At 44.7% G+C, this 18,613-nt stretch carries 14 protein-coding genes; 1 reads left to right on the forward strand and 13 read right to left on the reverse strand.

Features of this window, described 5'->3' with window-relative positions; genetic code table 11:
- Positions 1-429: 429 nt before the first annotated feature.
- The 11 genes from meaB to D3H55_RS11150 form a co-directional block, all read right to left on the reverse strand.
- Complete coding sequence (meaB, locus tag D3H55_RS11100; RefSeq protein ID WP_119546975.1) at positions 430-1,464, reverse strand: methylmalonyl Co-A mutase-associated GTPase MeaB; 1,035 nt, start codon at positions 1,462-1,464, stop codon at positions 430-432.
- Entirely contained in the window at positions 1,465-3,621 is a 2,157-nt protein-coding gene (gene scpA / locus D3H55_RS11105) for a methylmalonyl-CoA mutase (RefSeq protein ID WP_119546976.1), read from the reverse strand.
- On the reverse strand, positions 3,611-5,380 hold the full coding sequence (locus tag D3H55_RS11110) for a methylmalonyl-CoA mutase subunit beta (protein WP_168413048.1): 1,770 nt from the start codon (positions 5,378-5,380) through the stop codon (positions 3,611-3,613). Before D3H55_RS11110 ends, scpA begins: the two co-directional genes overlap by 11 nt.
- Positions 5,381-5,645: 265 nt before the next feature.
- A complete protein-coding gene (locus D3H55_RS11115) occupies positions 5,646-6,974 on the reverse strand; it encodes a dihydrolipoamide acetyltransferase family protein (protein ID WP_119546978.1) in 1,329 nt (442 codons plus the stop codon).
- 41 nt (positions 6,975-7,015) lie between these two features.
- Positions 7,016-7,999, reverse strand: a complete 984-nt coding sequence (locus tag D3H55_RS11120) for an alpha-ketoacid dehydrogenase subunit beta (protein ID WP_119546979.1) — start codon at positions 7,997-7,999, stop codon at positions 7,016-7,018.
- Between the two features lie 13 nt (positions 8,000-8,012).
- Positions 8,013-9,011, reverse strand: coding sequence for a thiamine pyrophosphate-dependent dehydrogenase E1 component subunit alpha (locus D3H55_RS11125; RefSeq protein WP_119546980.1), 999 nt, complete (start codon positions 9,009-9,011; stop codon positions 8,013-8,015).
- Positions 9,012-9,120: 109 nt separating this feature from the next.
- On the reverse strand, positions 9,121-10,542 hold the full coding sequence (gene lpdA, locus D3H55_RS11130; protein ID WP_119546981.1) for a dihydrolipoyl dehydrogenase: 1,422 nt from the start codon (positions 10,540-10,542) through the stop codon (positions 9,121-9,123).
- Positions 10,543-10,563: 21 nt separating this feature from the next.
- Positions 10,564-11,670, reverse strand: coding sequence for a butyrate kinase (gene buk, locus D3H55_RS11135; RefSeq protein WP_119547017.1), 1,107 nt, complete (start codon positions 11,668-11,670; stop codon positions 10,564-10,566).
- A 363-nt stretch (positions 11,671-12,033) separates the two neighbouring features.
- A complete protein-coding gene (bcd, locus tag D3H55_RS11140) occupies positions 12,034-13,128 on the reverse strand; it encodes a branched-chain amino acid dehydrogenase (protein WP_119546982.1) in 1,095 nt (364 codons plus the stop codon).
- 45 nt (positions 13,129-13,173) lie between these two features.
- Positions 13,174-14,079, reverse strand: a complete 906-nt coding sequence (gene yqiS, locus D3H55_RS11145; RefSeq protein ID WP_119546983.1) for a phosphate butyryltransferase — start codon at positions 14,077-14,079, stop codon at positions 13,174-13,176.
- Positions 14,080-14,199: 120 nt separating this feature from the next.
- Positions 14,200-16,320, reverse strand: coding sequence for a sigma 54-interacting transcriptional regulator (locus tag D3H55_RS11150; protein WP_240628552.1), 2,121 nt, complete (start codon positions 16,318-16,320; stop codon positions 14,200-14,202).
- An 89-nt stretch (positions 16,321-16,409) separates the two neighbouring features.
- Between D3H55_RS11150 and D3H55_RS11155 the strand changes: the two genes are divergently transcribed.
- A complete protein-coding gene (locus tag D3H55_RS11155; RefSeq protein WP_119546985.1) occupies positions 16,410-16,649 on the forward strand; it encodes a DUF2627 domain-containing protein in 240 nt (79 codons plus the stop codon).
- Between the two features lie 189 nt (positions 16,650-16,838).
- Here D3H55_RS11155 and D3H55_RS11160 read toward each other — a convergent pair whose 3' ends face one another.
- The gene (locus D3H55_RS11160; protein WP_119546986.1) at positions 16,839-17,570 is read right to left on the reverse strand and encodes a glycerophosphodiester phosphodiesterase; all 732 of its coding nucleotides are present in this window, start codon (positions 17,568-17,570) and stop codon (positions 16,839-16,841) included.
- Between the two features lie 164 nt (positions 17,571-17,734).
- Positions 17,735-18,514, reverse strand: a complete 780-nt coding sequence (gene spo0A, locus D3H55_RS11165) for a sporulation transcription factor Spo0A (RefSeq protein ID WP_119546987.1) — start codon at positions 18,512-18,514, stop codon at positions 17,735-17,737.
- Positions 18,515-18,613 lie beyond the last annotated feature (99 nt).

Raw genomic sequence — 18,613 nt, forward strand, 5'->3', positions numbered from 1 at the left:
TCACTTTAAATTTCAAATATAGTCATGGTAAATCGTTGTAAAAGCCCTCCGGCACCTGAGATTTGTCCGAAAGCGACACTATATGCGAAAACAGCCTTTCGTTAACCTCGCAGTTGTTTCATGCAATTTCATCTGCAGAAACTTTTGTATATTTTAAAGGAAAGAGCAGCTCACCATTGAAATAAAACACCGGATTTGATGAAAATCCGGTGTCAGGGATGTAGAATGGGATTTTCCTCAGCCTAAGTTTTTTTGATATAAAAGACTGCTTTTACATTTATCGATTCCTTCGGTAAAGTGTAAATAATTTCCAGGATGTTGTATGAAGATAGTTCAAACAGAGAAAAAGATTGCGAAAACAACCTGAAAAATGCAAAATAAAGCAGTCTACCCAAAACCGCTGAAGGGCTTTGAATAAACTGCAGAGAGCTATTTTTTATATAGGTTCATTAATTTTTCAACCGCCTGCGAAGCTGTCTGGCTCCCGGCAATCACAGATGATTCAATATCCGGAAAACTGCTTTTAATGACAGGATCCTGAAAAAAATGATTGAGGACACGATCAGAAATCATGGAGTGAAGCCACTCTTTTGTTTGTGACCTTCTTCGTTCATCAAACACACCGGAATCCTTCGTGATCTTTTCGAACAAAGAAATTGTATTCCAAATCTCTTCGATGCCAGTGCTCCGGAGAGCTGAGCAAGTTAGCGCCTGGGTTTCCCAGCCTTTTGTTGCAGGCTGCAGAAAATGAAGGATTCCTTTGTATTCCCTCCGTGTTTTCTGGGCAGCATGAAAATTATCGCCATCTGCTTTATTGACAACAATCAGATCTGCCAGCTCCATAATTCCTTTTTTCATACCCTGAAGTTCATCGCCTGCTCCCGTAATCACCAGGAGCATGAAGAAGTCGACCATTCCTCTGACAATGACTTCACTCTGCCCGACACCAACCGTTTCCACCAAAATGATGTCATAGCCGGCCGCTTCACACAATAGCATCGTTTCCCTTGTTTTCCGGTGCACACCGCCAAGGACACCTCCGGAAGGAGACGGCCTGACAAATGCGCCGGGGTTGCGGGAGAGATTTTCCATCCTGGTTTTATCCCCCAGAATGCTTCCGCCAGTTACTGTCGAACTCGGGTCCACTGCCAATACGGCTACGGTATGCCCTTGTTCACAGAGCGATTCTCCGAAAGTTTCGATAAAGGTGCTTTTTCCCGCCCCAGGAACACCCGTGATGCCGATCCTGATGCTGTTCCCGGTGTGGGGGGCCAATTTTTTCAACAGCTCCTGCCCGTGGTTGAAATGTTCCGGTGAATTACTTTCGATCAAAGTGATGGCCCTCGCCAGATCACGCCTGTTTCCAGCCCTTACTCCCTCAATAAGGTCATCAATGGGTTGAAGAACCTTTGACTTTTTCCTGAACTTCCGTGCCGGTTTTTCCTGATTAAAGGCGTCTGCCATCTACTCAGTCACTTCCTCGTACCCGAGTCTGCGGTAGATTTCTTCGATTACTTTTTGTGCCGCCACAGGTATGACCGTTCCAGGTCCGAAGATTGCAGCTGCTCCATTATTCAATAGGAATTCGTAGTCTTTCGGCGGGATGACTCCGCCGATTACAATGATGATATCTTCTCTTCCCAACTTTTCGAGTTCCTTAACCAAGGCCGGAAGCAGGGTTTTGTGTCCTGCCGCCAGAGAACTTACCCCAATGACATGGACATCATTTTCCACTGCCTGAAGGGCTGTTTCTTCCGGGGTCTGGAATAAAGGCCCGATATCCACGTCAAATCCAAGGTCGGCAAATGCAGTGGCAATGACTTTTGCACCGCGGTCATGGCCATCCTGTCCCATCTTGGCAATCATGATTCTTGGACGGCGTCCTTCATTTTCACTGAATTCCCCGGCCATTGTTTTCACTCTGGTGATTTCTTCCTCATTTGAGAAATTGGAGCTATAGACGCCGCTGATTGATCGGATAACCGCCTTATGACGGCCTGAAGCCTTTTCAATGGCATCGGAAATCTCACCAAGGGAGGCACGCTCTCTGGCGGCCGACACAGCGAGTTCGAGAAGGTTGCCTTCCCCTGTACCCGCAGCATTGGCCAATGACTCCAATGCGCTCCTGACTTTTTCATCATCACGCTCTGCCCGTAACCGTTCCAACCGTTCGATCTGTTTACGGCGGACTTCTGTATTATCAATGTCAAGGACATCGAGTTCATCTTCTTTATCAAGGCGGTATTTGTTCACGCCTATGATGACTTCTTTTCCTGAATCGATCTTTGCCTGCCTTTCAGCTGCTGCTTCTTCAATCCTCATTTTTGGAAGCCCGGTTTCAATCGCTTTCGTCATTCCGCCAAGCTCTTCAATCTCTTCAATATGATTCCAGGCACGGTCCATCAACTGCTGGGTCAAGCTTTCTACATAGTAAGAACCTGCCCAGGGATCGATGACATCGGTTATTCCCGTCTCTTCCTGCAAGTAGAGCTGCGTGTTCCTTGCAATCCTTGCCGAAAAGTCTGTCGGCAGGGCGATTGCTTCATCAAGGGCGTTTGTATGCAGCGACTGTGTGTGGCCCATGGCCGCAGCGTGAGCTTCAATCAGGGTCCTTATGACATTGTTATATGGATCCTGCTCGGTTAAACTCCAGCCGGACGTCTGTGAGTGTGTCCTGAGCGCCATCGACTTGGAATTTTCCGGTTCGAAAGTTTTCATCATGCTTGCCCATATCCGTCTGGCCGCCCGCATTTTGGCCACTTCCATGAAATAGTTCATGCCGATGCCCCAGAAGAAGGATAACCTTGGAGCGAACTTGTCTATTGGAATGCCTGCTTTCAAACCAGTCCTCACATATTCAAGTCCATCCGACAATGTATAGGCCAATTCAATGTCAGCCGGCGCGCCAGCTTCCTGCATATGATAGCCTGATATGCTTATGCTGTTGAATTTAGGCATTTTCCTGGAGGTATATTCGAAAATGTCTGCAATGATCTTCATCGACATTTCAGGCGGATAAATATAGGTATTGCGGACCATATATTCTTTTAAGATATCATTCTGTATCGTCCCTGATAATTCTTCAGAAGGGACTCCCTGCTCTTCTGCTGTTACGATATAGAAAGCGAGTATCGGCAATACAGCGCCATTCATCGTCATCGATACCGACATTTGGTCAAGCGGGATTCCATCAAAGAGTACTTTCATATCCAATATGGAATCAATGGCAACGCCGGCTTTTCCCACATCTCCGACTACTCTTGGATGATCAGAATCGTAGCCCCTGTGTGTGGCCAGGTCGAATGCGACGGATAATCCCTTTTGTCCCATGGCAAGGTTCCTGCGGTAAAAGGCGTTGCTTTCCTCGGCAGTTGAGAAACCGGCATACTGCCGGACAGTCCATGGCCTGTTCACATACATTGTCGGGTAAGGCCCTCTGGTATAAGGAGCAATACCGGGGAGGTCCCCTCCATGTAGTATGTCCTTTGTATCTGCCTCATTGTAAAAAGATTTCACGGGAATTTTTTCATTCGTTTGAAAATGAGATGATTCTGCAGAATGACCCGTTGATGAGCCTTCGACCTTTAAATGTATATTTTGAAAATCCGGCTTACTTCCCATATCGATCAGCCTCCCATCTGCTTAAAATCCCATCCAGTTTTTCGATCATGTTCTGGCCATAATATAAATTGCCGTCCAGACCGGAACTCTTTAACTTACCCATTTCGCCGTCATTTAATTTTCCAGCTAAATCTACAATTATCTTTTTATCTTTTATTAAGGATAAAATTTCTCCAGCCATTGATACGTAATCGGCATCCTGCCCGCAGATTATAAAGTAATCAGCGTTGGATTCCTTAACGAAACGGGCTGCGTCTTCAGTGGTCATGCACTCAGGGCTGGGGAGTACCCCGATGCCGCCTGCTGCCAGGAAACCTGTTACAAAATCAGCCCTTGCTTTGTGATTTTTGATATTCCCCAGCAAGATCAAGCCCGCCTGCGGTTCTGCTTTAAGCTTGGCTGCCCTTGTGCGCAGGATTTCAAAGCTTTCCGAAACTCGCTTGGCCGGTAACCCCGGCATTGATTCCTCATGAATTGGACCCGCCCCTTCCAGCAGCTCCTCTTCAAGGTTGGCATACACATTTGTCCCAATGATATTTTGTTTTCTAACAGCAGTATCGTACTCTCTCTTTTGGAGAACCTGTTGGATTTCATCCTGGAATATCCCGGTCTGCAGCGCTTGTATCAATCCGCCTGTTCGGTCGATATCCTGGACTTTTTTCCATGCCTTTTCTGCTAAGTTGTTTGTCAAAGACTCTATATAGTAGGACCCTCCCGCTGGATCACTCACTTTATTTAGGTGTGATTCCTGGCTGAGAATCAATTGGGTGTTGCGGGCGATACGCTCAGAAAAAGCCGAGCTTTTGGCTGATACCTGATCAAAAGGTGATACATGAAGATAATCTGCACCGCCAAGGACAGCAGCAAACGCCTCATTGCCTGATCTGAGCATATTTACATATGGGTCAAGCAAAGACTTAGTAAATTCTGAAGTTTCAGCTGAAATAATCGTTTTGGAGCCGCTGATCCCGTATTCCTCCATCACATTTTTCCAAAGGATCCTGAAAGCACGTAATTTACTAATCTCCATAAAGAAGCTGCTTCCTACGGAGAAATTAAAAACCAGCTTGGAGGCGGTTTCTTCTTCTGTCCATTCTTTGCTTTTAAGGAATTCAATCAATGTAATGCCGGCTGAAACAGCGTACGCCAATTCCTGAATGGCATTTGCACCAGCTTCGTTCACTGCAGAGGCATCGACCATCAGGGTCCGAATACCTGAAGCATTGTCCTTTACATATGTAATAGTATCAATCCAGGATTCAAGTTTTCTTGAGGTTTCTTCATTCAGCAATGAAGGGATGGGATCCGCCGCGAAAGTACCTTTTACTTCCGGAAAGTCTTTTTTCAATAAATCAAATCCCCGCGATGAGGTGGACGTGCAGTGAAACAAAGGCTTCGCTTCTGTTTCAGCAAGTCTGAATATCTTTTGTAAAATTTCCGGATCTATTTTTCCTTTAGGATCGGCAAAAGAAACTGTATCCTGTCCCCTTGATAAAGCGGTTTCCAGCAGTTCTGGCAGATTCCCGGGTTCTTCTGCAGTGATTCTCTGGGCAATCTTCCACTCCCTTTTTGAAGCATCGCGGCTTGCTGCCCGTCCGGTTTCTACATCCTCTTTAGTGTATAAGGGCTTTAAAGTGATGCCTTCATATGTTTTCTTATATAATTTCTCTATTGGTTTCCCCTTTAATGATTCCTCAGCCTTTGCTTTCCAGTCATCAAGACTCACGAAATCAAATGAAGCATTTCTCATTTCTTTCATACTCATAAATTCGCTTAACGCTTCCCCCTCCCGATTTTTTGTAATCGGTTTCATAAGAACCTGTAGACTATTCAAAATCTTTATACTAATGCTATTTCAGTATATAAAAAAATGCACTCGACTTCAATGAAAGCAGAAAAAACTTCAAAAGTAACACTTCACCCCTTTAAAGCGCTGAGGGACAGTCCCCTGTTACGCTAAAGTACTAAAGTGTCGAATCACAAAAAACCGGTTTGCATTCTGCAAACCGGTTTGACCTCTTCTATTAATAGATAGAAGTATTTTCTTTTGAGATGTTTTCGATGATTTCTTTGACACGCTGCAAGAAGCGTCCGCATACTAATCCGTCAAGTACACGGTGGTCGAGTGACATACACAGGTTCACCATATCACGGACGGCAATCATGCCATTATCCATGACTACTGGACGCTTCACAATTGATTCTACCTGTAGGATTGCTGCCTGAGGGTAGTTGATGATACCCATGGACTGTACAGAACCAAATGAGCCGGTATTGTTCACTGTGAACGTTCCGCCTTGCATATCTTCAGATTTCAGTTTGCCGCTGCGCACCTTGCCGGCAAGTTCCGTGATTTCACGGGCAATGCCTTTGATTGTTTTTTCATCGGCATTTTTGATGACCGGAACGAACAGCGCATCATCAGTCGCGACAGCAATGGAGATATTGATGTCTTTCTTCTGGATGATCTTGTCGCCTGCCCACATGCTATTGATCATTGGGAATTCTTTAAGAGCCTGCGCCACTGCCTTTACAAAGAAAGCAAAGAATGTAAGGTTGTAGCCTTCACGCTGTTTGAATTCTCCTTTGATTGTATTTCTGTAATTCACAAGGTTCGTTGCATCTATCTCCATCATTGTCCACGCATGTGGAGCTTCGTGCTTACTGCGAAGCATGTTGGAAGCAATCGCTTTTCTTATCCCGGTTACAGGGATCTCTACATCGCCTGGCATGACCGGAACATTCGGCGCAGGTGCAGCCGGTTTAGAAGGTGCTGCTGCAGCCGGCGCTTCCTGGACTGGAGCCTGCTTAGGTTCTTCCTTCGCAGGAGCTGCTGGTTTTGCATCACCTGCTTTTGGAATGTTCCCGGAGTCGATCAGCTTCTGCAGATCTTTGCGGGTGATTCTTCCTTCCCTGCCTGTACCTTCAACTTGATCAAGATCTATATCATGTTCCTGTGATAAACGGAGAACTGCAGGAGAATATCGTACTTTTCCTTTTTCCGCTTTTTTCGCCGGCTTCTTCATATCTTGTTTATCTTCTGATGATGGGGATGGGGATTCATCACTGACAGGGTCTTTCTGCGCAGGAGCTTCTTCCGCTGACCCGCCGCCTTCAACTTCGATTGAACAGATGAACTCACCGACTTCTAATGTATCGCCTTCTTCAGCAATCAATTCCTTGATTGTCCCAGTAAAAGATGATGGGACTTCCGCATTTACTTTATCTGTATTCACTTCAGCAATCGGATCATATTTGTTTACATGGTCTCCGGGACTCACAAGCCATTTGCTGATGGTACCTTCTGTTACACTTTCCCCAAGCTGAGGCATTTTCATTTTTTCAATACCCAAAGAGGAGCCCTCCTTATTGCATTTTTTTTAGTAAACTGATATTAAAATTCAGCCAATTCACGCATTGCTTTTTCAACTTTATCAGGGTTCACCATGAAGTATTTTTCCATAGTTGGTGAGTAAGGCATTGCAGGAACATCAGGACCAGCAAGGCGCATGATTGGTGCATCAAGGTCAAACAAGCAGTTTTCAGAGATGATTGCCGCTACTTCTCCCATTATGCTTCCTTCTTTATTGTCTTCTGTTAACAGAAGGACCTTACCCGTTTTGGAAGCCGCTTCAATGATTGCTTCTTTGTCCAGTGGATAAATCGTTCTCAGATCAAGGATTTCTGCCTCAATCCCGTCTTCTGCAAGTCTTTCCGCCGCCTGCTGGGCAAAATGCACGCAAAGTCCGTATGTGATGACTGTTAAGTCTTCTCCTTTACGTTTCACATCCGCTTTACCGATTGGAAGAACATAATCTTCATCTGGAACTTCGCCTTTGATCAAGCGGTATGCACGCTTGTGCTCTAAGAACATAACCGGGTCATCATCACGGATAGCCGCTTTCAATAATCCTTTAACGTCATAAGGAGTTGAAGGCATGACGATTTTTAAACCAGGCTGGTTAGCAAATACCGCTTCTATTGATTGAGAGTGGTAAAGTGCTCCATGGACACCGCCGCCATAAGGGGCACGGATCACCATCGGGCAATTCCAGTCGTTGTTGGAACGGTAACGGATACGGGCTGCTTCCGAGATGATTTGGTTTACTGCAGGCATGATGAAATCCGCGAACTGCATTTCAGCAATCGGACGCATACCATACATCGCTGCTCCAATTCCTACACCTGCAATCGCAGATTCAGCAAGAGGAGTATCCAAAACACGGTCTTCGCCGAATTGATCATAAAGACCCCGGGTGGCACCAAAAACTCCACCTTTTTTACCGACATCTTCACCAAGCACAAATACTTTTTCGTCTCTTTCCATTTCTTCACGGATGGCCTTTGTTACTGCATCAATATAAGAAATTACTGCCATGAATTATTCCCCCTTACTTCTCTTCTGCGTAGACGTATTTAAGCGCACTTTCCGGCTCTGAATATGGAGCATTCTCTGCATAGTCAGTTGCTTCATTGACGATTTTCATTACGCGGTCATTGATTTCTTTTTCCAATTCATCATCCATTACACCTGTTTCCTTCAAATAAGCACCGAAAGTGATGATCGGATCTTTTGTTTTCGCTTGTGCCACTTCATCAGGTGAGCGGTAACTGCGGTCATCGTCATCAGAGGAGTGTGGCGTCAATCGGTAAGAAACCGTTTCCACCAAAGTTGGCCCTTCGCCTCTGCGGCCGCGGTCTGCCGCTTCTTTTACAGCTTTGTATACTTCCAATGGATCATTTCCGTCCACTGTCACACCAGGCATGCCGTAACCGATCGCACGGTCCGAAACTTTCTCGCAAGCCAGTTGTTTCTCAATAGGTACAGAAATCGCATATTTGTTATTTTCACACATGAAGATGACCGGAAGTTTATGTACTCCCGCAAAGTTGGCGCCTTCATGGAAGTCTCCCTGGTTGGATGAACCTTCACCGAATGTAACAAATGTCACCAGGTCCTTCTTTTCCATTTTTCCGGCAAGTGCAATTCCAACAGCATGCGGTACTTGAGTTGTTACCGGGGATGAACCCGTAACAATGTTATTTTTCTTTTGTCCGAAATGTCCCGGCATTTGGCGTCCGCCAGAGTTTGGATCTTCCGCTTTGGCAAAACCTGAAAGCATCAGTTCCTTAGCGGTCATACCGAACCTGAGGACGACCCCCATGTCACGGTAATAAGGCAGTGCATAATCTTTTTCCGTATCCAAAGCGAATGCTGCACCGATCTGGGCAGCCTCCTGCCCCTGACAGGAAATAACGAAAGGAATTTTACCTGAACGGTTCAACAACCACATGCGTTCATCGATACGACGAGCCATCAACATAGTTTCATACATTTCTAATACATTCTCATTGGATAAACCAAGAGCTTCATGACGATTTTCAGCCATTTATTTTTACCTCCCAATCATTTAGGGGGAGAACCTTCATAGGCTCCCCTATTCAAAAATAAGTGCTTCACATTCCATATGAACGTGTGAAATAACCAAACTGCCAATCCTATGAATGGATTGCTTTTCCGTCGACAGCCAGCGCAGCTTCACCGATTGCTTCACTTAACGATGGGTGAGGGTGGATAGTATGCGCAACTTCCCAAGGAGTCGCATCCAATACACGTGCAAGTCCCGCTTCGGAAATCATATCCGTAACGTGCGGCCCGATCATATGGACGCCGAGAATATCATTGGTGTCTTTATCTGCAACAATTTTGACAAACCCATCGGACTCACCATATACAAGCGCTTTTCCGATAGCCCGGAAAGAGAACTTGCCGACTTTCAGATTATGGCCCTGTTCCTTAGCCTCATTTTCAGTCAACCCTACACTCGCAATTTCAGGATTGCTGTAAATACATTTTGATACCAGGCTGTAGTCTATTGGTTCAGGATTTTCATTCGCCATGTGCTCCACAGCAAAAATCCCTTCATGAGAAGCAACATGCGCCAATTGAAGGCCTCCGATCACGTCACCGATTGCATAGATATGAGACTCTTTTGTCTGCATATGCTTGTTGACCTTGATGAAACCTTTCTCCACAACAATATCGGTGTTTTCAAGACCGATGCCTTCTGTATTGGCTTGCCGCCCAACAGATACAAGCAGTTGATCCGCCGCGAATTCTTTCTCTCCGCCTTTGACTTCAGCTTTGATTGTTACCCCGCCTTCTTTTTCGATTGTTTCCGGAAGAACTTTAGCTCCAGTTACAATCTTGACGCCTTTTTTCTTCATCAAACGCTGCATTTCCTTGGAGATTTCATGATCTTCTGTAGGCACGATTCTGTCTGCATATTCAATTACAGTAACTTCAACACCAAAATCGGAAAGCATGGAAGCCCATTCGATTCCGATCACGCCACCTCCGACAATGATGATGGACTTTGGAAGGTTTTCCAGTTCCAATGCTTCATCTGAAGATAGGACAAGTTCCCCGTCAATATCCAATCCAGGCAGTGTCCTTGGACGGGACCCGGTAGCCACAATTACATTTTTCGGTATAAGCATTTCGTTTTCTTCGCCATTATTCATTTCAACAGATATTGTACCAGGCATAGGGGAGAATATTGACGGCCCAAGGATTCTTCCTGTTCCTTCGTATACATCAATCTTCCCTTGCTTCATCAAATGTTGAACCCCTTTATGAAGGCCTTCAACGATCTTTTCTTTTCTTTCCTGGACGCGGGTAAAGTCCAGCTTAACATCATTGATCATTACCCCAAAGGTGTCAGCCTCTTTTGCAGTGGCATATACTTCTGCACTGCGGAGGAGCGCCTTACTTGGTATACAGCCCCTATGAAGACATGTACCGCCCAATTTTCCTTTTTCGACAATAGCTGTTTTCAGTCCCATTTGAGAAGCACGTATTGCAGCAACATAGCCGCCGGTACCGCCGCCCAGGATGACCAAATCATATTCTTGAGCCAATGGTATTCCTCCTTCTGTATATTAAACGGTTGCTTTTGTTTTTACATTTCCTGGATAATCTTTTTCCTGTTCTTCGCCTCTCAAAACACGAAGTGCACCTTCTGCCAGTGCTTGAAGCTCATTTTCCCCTGCGTGAATGATTACATCGGCAATCCAGTTCACTCTTTCGCTGATTTGTTTAACAAACCCTTTTCCGTATGCTAAACCGCCGGTAAGGACAATCGCATCGACCTTGCCTTCAAGCGCGGCACTCGCGGACCCGATTTCCTTAGCGATTTGATAAGCCATCGCATCATAAACAAGCTTTGCTTTCTCATCGCCATTTTCTATCATCTTCTCTACCTTCACTGCGTCGTTCGTTCCAAGATAGCCGACAAGGCCACCTTGTCCAACCAGCTTTTTCATGATTTCATCACGATAGTAATTGCCTGAGAAACACATATCTACAAGGTCACCAGCTGGTACTGTCCCTGCTCGTTCAGGGCTGAAAGGCCCATCTCCATGCAAGCCGTTGTTTACATCAATGACTTTCCCATTCTTATGGACTCCGACCGTAATCCCCCCGCCCATATGCGTAATGATAAGGTTCAGGTCTTCATATTTCTTATCAAGGTCTTTGGCTACCCTTCTCGCAACCGCTTTCTGGTTCAGCGCATGAAAGATGCTTTTCCTTTCTATAAGGGAGACCCCTGAAATTCTTGCAATAGGGGCAAGCTCGTCCACTACAACCGGGTCGACGATATAGGAGGGGATATTAAGGCCCGAAGCAATTTCATATGCAAGGATTCCGCCGAGATTTGAGGCATGCTGCCCTGAATAGCCTTCGCGCAGGTCCTTAAGCATTTCTTCGTTTACGGAATAAGTCCCGCCTTCGATCGGCTTTAACAGTCCGCCGCGTCCGCAGACGGCACTAAGCTTGGATATGTTGATCCCCTCTTCATCAAGTGTTTCGAGGATAGTTTCTTTTCTAAACTGATATTGATCGATGATACTGTCAAATTCATTAATTTTTTCAGCATCATGTCTCAGTGATTTCTCGAAAATCGAGAGGTCGTTATCAAATACACCAATCTTTGTAGATGTAGAACCAGGATTGATGACCAGAATTCGATGTTCTTTCTCTTCCAATGTTGTTACCTCCAATTCTGAAAAGCATTTGCCTTTCACTAGTGGTCCCCTTTTTTCTAGATCTCCGCATCCCTTGTTCTTTGCTACTGAAAAGGCTGTTTTCGCATATATAGAGGTTTTACTCACGAAATGAACGAGCAGCTCTTTTCTTTCCTGCTCACCGGGTTTTTCACGGCGATTTAGCAGGATATTATTTGAAATTTATAGTGAATAGCAACAAAATTCACGAAAAGAGCCATTGAAAAAGATTATTGAGTTTCTCTGCAAAAATTCATCCAAACCATTTCAATATCTTTTGCTGGCCTTCCCTTAAACCGAGAAACGCTTCGCTTCCTCCGAAGCCAAGCGTTTCCAGCCGGCAGCTTAGCGGTAGCTCAGGATATGCTTTCCATTTTGCAGGAACTGGCTGCGTGACTTACGGTTTCTTTCAATTCTTTCTTCAGCCATGCGGTCAGCTGCAAGGTATGTCGGGATGTTGTCACGCTTCGCAATTTCAATGACACGTTCAACGTTATTATAGATCTGCTCCACTTTCTTCATTGCGCGTTCACGATTATATCCATATAATTCATCAGCTACGTTAATAACACCACCGGCGTTGATGACATAATCAGGAGCATAAACAATGCCCATTTCATGGATGGTATCTCCGTGTGCAGTATCTTTAAGCTGGTTATTAGCAGCACCTGCTATAACTTTTGCTTTAATTTGAGGGATTGTTTCATCATTGATTACAGCTCCAAGGGCACATGGCGCATAAATATCACAGTCCACGCTGTAAATTTCATTAATATCGACCGCTTTTGCCCCGAATTCATCAACTGCACGCTGCACAGCATCTTTATTGATATCAGTAACAATTAGATTCGCGCCTTCTTCATGCAGATGTCGGCAAAGTGTGAATGCTACGTTCCCCACACCTTGTACAGCTATCGTTTTACCTTCAAGTGAATCTGTTCCGAAGGCTTCCTTTGCAGCTGCTTTCATTCCGCGGTATACACCGTAAGCTGTTACGGGAGAAGGGTTGCCTGATGAACCGAAAGCAGGGGAGATACCCGTTACATAATCCGTTTCCTCATGGATAAGGTCCATATCAGCAACAGTGGTCCCCACATCTTCTGCCGTTATGTAACGACCGTTCAATCCTTGAATGAAACGGCCGAATGCACGGAACATTTCTTCGTTCTTATCTTTGCGGGGATCGCCGATGATCACCGTTTTCCCTCCGCCAAGGTTAAGACCCGCAGCGGCGTTCTTGTAAGTCATCCCTTTTGCCAGGCGAAGTGCATCTTCAATCGCTGCTTCTTCTGAATCGTATGTCCACATGCGTGTTCCCCCAAGAGCAGGTCCAAGAGTAGTATCATGAATTCCAATGATTGCTTTCAAACCGGAATTTTCATCCTGGCAGAAAAGCAGTTGCTCATAATCGTATTTTTCCATATAAGTGAAGATTTTCATTTTAATTTCCTCCCTGATTGAGTGTTCAATTTAATGTATTTAAATTTATTTGGATGCTGTACAAATCGCCAATGCAAGTGAAAACAGCTTACTTTCAGCACTGTCCGCTCTTGAAGTCAGGACGATCGGCGCCTTGGCACCTGCAATGACCGCCCCTACTTTCGCCCCTGCAAAATAGATGAGCGATTTATATAACGCATTGCCTGTTTCTATATTGGGCACAAGCAGGATATCTGCTTTCCCTGCTGCTTCACTTTGAATCCCTTTATGTTCAGCCGCCTCAAGCGAAACAGCATTATCCAACGCGAGCGGTCCGTCCACAATACAGCCTTTAATCTGCCCTCTTCTGTTCATCTGGGTCAGGACTGCAGCATCAACAGTTGCCTGCATTGCAGGATTCACAACCTCTACAGCTGCCAGGGGAGCCACTTTCGGATTATCCATCCCGATCCCCCCTGCTACGCCCACTGCATTATTAATGATCTGCACCTTCTGTTCCAGGTCAGGTGCTATATTCATGCCGGCATCCGTCAATATCTTCAAACCGTCATAGCCCGGTATTTCAAAGACCGCAACATGGGAAAGGGCACTTCCGGTCCGGAGACCAAACTCTTTATTAAGCACTGCTTTCAATATTACTGAAGTAGAAATATTCCCCTTCATCAGCGTGGTCGCCTCATTATTCCTGACAGCTTTCACAGCAGACTCCGCAGCTTCTTTCACGCTATCCGCATGCAAAACCGATATTGCCGAGTTGTTTAAAAGCTCCGAAGAAATGCCACCCAATATTTTATTAATTTTTTCACTGTCGCCAAACAGTAAAAACTTTGCCATATTGCGTTCAACGGCCATAGAAACTGCTTCGAGCACTTCGCTGTCTTCCGCCGCAGCTACTGCAACTGTCGCATTCTTCAATTGGGTTGCCTGTTCTATCAAGTGATTTAATTTCATAAGTTGTTTCAACCCCTTTCCTCAAAACTTTCTATCCACTTCATCACACGCAAGAATCGTGCCAACTCAAAATCCTTGAAAACGCTTTATTTCACTCTGAAAAAATGTGCAGTTTTTTTCTTAGTCTGCAAACTTTTGCATGCCATCTGTTTCAATCTTATATTTTCCCAGCTTGTAGTATAAATTTCTTACAGATACATTCAGGGCTTTTGCAGCAGCGGTTTTATTTCCTTTATTATGCTCTAAAACCTGTCTAATAATATTCTTTTCATACTCTTCCACTAGAGCGGCCAGATCCTGGTCGCCTGCCTCTCCGCTGTGGCGAGCAGTTTCATTACTTGCCGGCATCTTTTCCAGGAATGGGAGATGTTTTGGTTCAATAACCGCTTCATTGTATTTCATGAAGATGATGGCCCGTCCCAATATGTTCTCAAGCTCCCTGACATTTCCCGGCCAGTGATACTCCATCAGCCTTTCCATGGCAGAGGGTTTGATCCCTTCAACATTCCGGCCGTAATCCTGATTGATCTTCTCGATAAGTACTTCGCACAACAACGGAATATCCGTCTTCCTGGTCCGTAAGGGAGGAATTTGAATCGGCATCCTGTTAAGCCTGTAATAAAGATCTTCACGAAATGCCCCGCTGGCAATCGCCTTTTCCAGGTTCACATTCGTCGCAGCAATCACCCTGACGTTTATGCTGATGGATTTCACACCGCCAACCCTGACAATTTCATTCTCCTGTAGGACTCGCAGGAGCTTTGCTTGCGTATTCGCTTTCAATTCACCTATTTCGTCAAGGAAAATACTGCCATTGTTCGCTTCTTCGAATAATCCCTTTTTCCCTCCGCGCTTCGCACCGGAAAATGCTCCTTCTTCATAGCCGAACAATTCACTTTCCAGCAGATGTTCAGAAATCGCTGCGCAGTTGACACGTATGAACTTGTTATACTTCCTGTCACTTGCATTATGGATGGCATGGGCAAACAACTCTTTGCCTGTACCGGATTCACCTCTCAGCAAAACGGTGGCAGGTGTCTTTGCCCCCAGCTTAGCCTGTTCTACAGCAAGGGTCATTTCTTCTGAGACACCGATGATGTCATCAAATGTGTACTTGGCTTCCAAGGTTCGGATAATCCGCCTCGCTCTATCCAGTTCACTGGTCAGAGACTGGATTTCCGAGACATCATGTATAACACCGACACTTCCTTTAAGCTTCCCATCAACAATAATCGGAGCGACATTGACAATGACTTCTTTCTTATTTGGGCCGACCCTCATTTTGCTTCCCCTTATTGCCCTTCGGGTTTGAAGCACTTTCAAATGGATGCTTTCCCCTTCGGATATATCAGCAGTGGCCGGCTTTCCGATGATTTCTTCTTCAGTAAGTCCGGTTATCCTTGTATAAGCAGGGTTTATCAATATCCCTTTGCCCTCTTCGTCCACAACCGATATGGCATCATCACTTGATTGGATGATCGCCTGAAGCATTGTCTGAATTTCTTTTAGATCTGTTATCTCCTCTGCAAGGTTGACAACTTCCGTAATGTCCTTGAACACTGAAAAAGCCCCAATGACCTCCTGCTCCCCGGTGATCATCGGTATTCTGTTGGTAATGATTTTCAGTCCATTTTCCAAAATCAATTCTTTGTTTATTTCATTCCGTTTCGATTCGAGAACCCTGGGCAGCCCGCTTTTTGGAATAACCTCAAAGATATTCTTTCCCAGCGCTTCTTCTGATGAAATCCCAATCATCTTTTCAGCGCTGCGGTTGAACAGGATGATTGTTTCGCTCGTATCGATCCCTACCATCCCGTCATCAGTTGAATTCAGGATAAGGTCCCGTTTAAAGCTTTCATTCTTTATTTCATCAATCAAGTGTTCCTTTTCTTTAAGGAGCTTTGCCACAAGGAAGGCTACGCTTCCGGGGATTACAACTGTATTCTTTCCACGGGAATCCCTTAATTCCTCAAATACCTTTTGGTCCCCCGTCACTTCAATGATGATATCTATTCCCTCACCCAGAAAGTCTCTCCAGTCCTGTCCATAAGGTATTCCATTCTCCTTGGCATAATCAATGCCGGGGCGATCCTCATACAAATCACAAACCGCAGCTACTTCCAAAACTGAGGACTCTGTTAGAATTTTAAGAACGGCTATTCCGCCTTTGCCAGCACCAACTAACAACACCTTTTGCAATTTCTTTCCACCTCTTGGTTTTGAGACTGCAATATCTTTCATACTTTTTTAGTTTAACGCAAGTTCCGTATCCTGACAAATTTCAACTATGTTATAATAGCTCATGAAAATGATTTGAGGAGAATAAATGTATGCAGAGATTGATTGCTTTAATTATCATGCTGATTCCAGGGGTACTGGCTGCATGGGGCATCAAATTGATGAGAGACATGCTGTTCGGGATCCTGCAGCCGCCGTTTCCCGCTTTATGGATGCAATTCATGGCAGGGCTTCTTTTTTTCCTGGGAGGATTGGGCTTCATAGCAGGATTTGTACTTCACCGAGATAGAAAAAGAAATAAAGTGCAGGATCGCTTTAAGGATAATCAATAAGCACCCTTGCTGAATCGGGTGTTTCAAAGGACATCTCCCACCCGGCAAGGAGTTGACTGCAGGAATTTTCCAGAAAAAAGCATCCCTATGATTAACAGCCATTAAATGTTAGCAGCCCTTTAGATACAGATGCTGAACAAAAAACCTACCCCCGTGATATTCAGGGATAGGTTTTTATCTTCACCAATCTTAAATGGACATCGACTCTCTGATCTTGATTGCCTTTTCAGGGAAGTCCGTTATTATAGCTGAGCAGTTTATAGTGAAAAGGCGTTTCATCACCGCTTCGTTATTGATGGTATAAGGCCGCACAGCCACTCCAGCTTTCATGGAGTCGATGATGAGGGCATCAGGCGCCACTTTAATATTCGGATGTATGGATTCAGCGTGAATGGATTGAGCATAAACCCAAGGCATAAAGAGCCCATTTGAATATAAGGGTGCAATTTCTATATCGGGATCAAGTCTGTAACAATGGACGATGGAGTAATGGTTGAATGAAGAGATGATTGTCCTGTTCTGAAAACTGAATTCATTAATCAATTCAATTACCTTTTCTTCAAGCCGGGGATAAGGGATGACTCCGTTTTTCAATTCGATATTGCAAATCATTTCATTGGTCATCATCCATTCAAAAACTTCCCTTAAGGTCGGGATCCTCGTCTTTTTAAGGAACTTTTTATATTTATTGCCTGCATCCAGTTTTCTGATTTCTTTTAAAGTCAAATCCTTAATGAATCCTTTTCCATTCGTGGTTCTGTCGACAGTTTCGTCATGGATGACCACTACTTCTCCATCTTTTGAGAGCTGTACATCAAGTTCAATCCCATCAGCTCCGACACGCTCCCCCTCTTTAAATGCTTCCATTGTATTTTCGGGATGTGTTCCCGCTGATCCACGATGCGCAAAAACCAAGGACATAAAAAACACTCCAATCATTTTCTGTATTATAGTCAGATTAATGGTAAAAAGACATTTATACCTTCCTACCCTATAATACGAAAAAAAACCTGATAAACCAAAAGATTTATCAGGCCTTTTCTTTCTAATGATGAGCAAAATAAGTGCGGTCATTCCTCACTCTTTCAAGAAGCTTTATGTTCCAGACGGAGCTTATCGGCCACCATTGCAATAAATTCGCTGTTTGTCGGCTTGGCTTTGCTCATGCTTACTGTATAACCGAACAAGTTGGAAATAGAGTCGATGTTACCCCGGCTCCAGGCGACTTCGATCGCATGGCGGATGGCGCGTTCTACACGGCTCGCCGTCGTATTGAACTTTTTGGCAATATCAGGATAGAGGACTTTGGTAATGGATCCGAGCAGTTCTATGTCTTTATAGACCATGGAAATGGCTTCTCTTAAATAAAGGTAGCCTTTAATGTGAGCAGGGACGCCAATCTCATGGATGATGCTTGTAATGCTGGCATCCAGGTTCTTAGGCTTTGATTCTGCAATCGATCGTGAAGAACCAGATTTCTTGAATACCGGGCTTGATTTTCCGCTTACCTGACGGATATGGCTTACCAGGTTTTCCATATCGAATGGTTTCAATATGAAATAAGAAGCACCCAAATCCACAGCTTTCTTTGTAACATCTTCCTGTCCAAATGCGGTCAGCATAATGACATTAGGCATGACAGAACGTTCCCTGATCCTCTCAAGGACAGCCAGACCATCAAGATGAGGCATAATGATATCCAGTACAATAACGTCCGGTTCGACCTCCTCCAAAAGTTCCAGGCATTCCTGACCGTTATGAGCTACCCCGACGACCTCCATGTCATTCTGGGATGAAATATATTCCTCCAGTAAAGATACTAATTCCCGATTGTCATCTACTACACACACTTTAATTGAATTCACTACAATTTTCCTCCTCAATCCGATATTATCCAGATCCAATCTCTATTTTTTATTCTAAAGTAAATTTTCGACAAAGCAATAAGAAATCCTTTTATTTTT

Origin of the sequence: Bacillus salacetis (assembly GCF_003581585.1) — a bacterium.
Taxonomy (GTDB): Bacteria; Bacillota; Bacilli; order Bacillales; family Bacillaceae_B; genus Rossellomorea; species Rossellomorea salacetis.

What these genes read in the sequence shown, in the direction of transcription:
- scpA (WP_119546976.1), bottom strand. Translation starts at nt 3,621, where the DNA reads ATGGGAAGTAAGCCGGATTTTCAAAATATACATTTAAAGGTCGAAGGC.
- D3H55_RS11125 (WP_119546980.1), bottom strand. Translation starts at nt 9,011, where the DNA reads ATGGCTGAAAATCGTCATGAAGCTCTTGGTTTATCCAATGAGAATGTA.
- D3H55_RS11120 (WP_119546979.1), bottom strand. Translation starts at nt 7,999, where the DNA reads ATGGCAGTAATTTCTTATATTGATGCAGTAACAAAGGCCATCCGTGAA.
- D3H55_RS11155 (WP_119546985.1), top strand. Translation starts at nt 16,410, where the DNA reads ATGCAGAGATTGATTGCTTTAATTATCATGCTGATTCCAGGGGTACTG.
- D3H55_RS11110 (WP_168413048.1), bottom strand. Translation starts at nt 5,380, where the DNA reads ATGAAAGAAATGAGAAATGCTTCATTTGATTTCGTGAGTCTTGATGAC.
- D3H55_RS11150 (WP_240628552.1), bottom strand. Translation starts at nt 16,320, where the DNA reads ATGAAAGATATTGCAGTCTCAAAACCAAGAGGTGGAAAGAAATTGCAA.
- yqiS (WP_119546983.1), bottom strand. Translation starts at nt 14,079, where the DNA reads ATGAAATTAAATCACTTGATAGAACAGGCAACCCAATTGAAGAATGCG.
- bcd (WP_119546982.1), bottom strand. Translation starts at nt 13,128, where the DNA reads ATGAAAATCTTCACTTATATGGAAAAATACGATTATGAGCAACTGCTT.
- D3H55_RS11160 (WP_119546986.1), bottom strand. Translation starts at nt 17,570, where the DNA reads ATGTCCTTGGTTTTTGCGCATCGTGGATCAGCGGGAACACATCCCGAA.
- meaB (WP_119546975.1), bottom strand. Translation starts at nt 1,464, where the DNA reads ATGGCAGACGCCTTTAATCAGGAAAAACCGGCACGGAAGTTCAGGAAA.